Annotated in this window: 1 protein-coding gene; it reads left to right on the plus strand. The window is 55.6% G+C overall.

What is annotated here, in order from left to right:
• The first annotated feature begins 474 nt into the window (after positions 1-474).
• Complete coding sequence (locus AB4Y86_RS19005; RefSeq protein WP_441403681.1) at positions 475-951, plus strand: hypothetical protein; 477 nt, start codon at positions 475-477, stop codon at positions 949-951.
• Positions 952-1,344 lie beyond the last annotated feature (393 nt).

Genomic DNA, 1,344 nt, shown 5'->3' on the forward strand with positions numbered 1-1,344 from the left:
ATGAATTGTCCTCGTTGCGGAATGTGTCTCTTGTGGAAACAGACGACGCGATTAATCAGTCGGCTGTCGTGGCGCTGCTCGTCGATCATGATCTGTTCAGAGAAATCCCGCGCGAAAGGCTCGAGTCAAAGCACCTAGTGGACACGCGGGGGTTTTGGCGTGAACATTCATAGGCTCAAAGATATCCATCCTGACTTTGGCCCATGGCAGTCGGATCCCCGGCTGGCCATACTCATACCGTGCGGCGATCGGCCGGTGACAGAGATATTCGCGACTGCTGGGGATGTCCTCGGGTCTACCTTTCAGAACTACGCAGTGTCGATTTCGGGTGCCCCCGCTGAAGCCGTTGAGCCTCTTAGCGATTGGCTTCGGGAAGACAAGCGGTTCGCCGTGGCGACTAGGGATCTACAGGAGGTTCCCGCGGCTCGGTTCGTCGTTGTTCTACCGGCCGGCTGGCGCCTGACGAGGTACTCGTTGGAGGCGCTACTTTCTGTCGTTCAGCTTCCGTTCGTCTCGGTAGTACGGGCACTCGTTGAGGGACATAGCCGCCCCGTTGAGATTTGGGATCGAGACTATTTAGTACTTAACGGTCAGCAAAATGCCACAAAGGTAGCGCGCATCAATGGCCGCGAACGATGGATTGACGGCGCATCTCTCGGTCTCTACGCTCACGGGCTGGACGCCCCAAAGGTATTCTTTCGTAAGGGGCCTGCTGATCGGCACATACTGGAATTTGTCGTTTATGATGCCAAGACCGAGGTATTCAAGGAGTCTCAGCGCAGCAGGATTCAGGCCCTGGAACGCGAGATCCGCAGCCTCAAATCACAAATTAAATTGGCCGCCGGTAAAGGAGACCCAAGCGAGACCGAGCGTATCTTGCGGCTGTTTCAGACTCTAAGACGGAGAATGATTGCCAGCGTCAAGTGCTTCACCCGGGGCCGTACAAAGTGACCATCATTCGCAAGACCGGAAGTGGCCCTTTGATGAAGGCTTTCGTTGGGATGGGCGAGATGGAAATGCCGGAAGTTCTTCGGACTCTTGGACTGGCTTTCACTGCCTCGGATTGGATTCGGCGGGAAGTACAGGATCCAGCGACACCTAGGTGGCCAGACTTGGAGCCCGGGCCGTGGTATGACGAATATGTCGTCGCGGTACGTTCGGTGACCGAGCTGAGAGAAATACTGCCTCTTCTCAGCTTGGAAGGGAGTACGTCGGCCCTATACCTCTATGTCTTAGGAATCCAGCCCACATTTGAAGGCTGGAGTCAAGCGTCGAGTATAGCTGGGTACTCATGGAAGCCTGTCAATGGGGCAAAGGGCTCGGCCCCTGGACTATTGGTTACAT

Source organism: Arthrobacter sp. 2YAF22_2 (genome assembly GCF_052114645.1).
GTDB lineage: Bacteria > Actinomycetota > Actinomycetes > Actinomycetales > Micrococcaceae > Arthrobacter.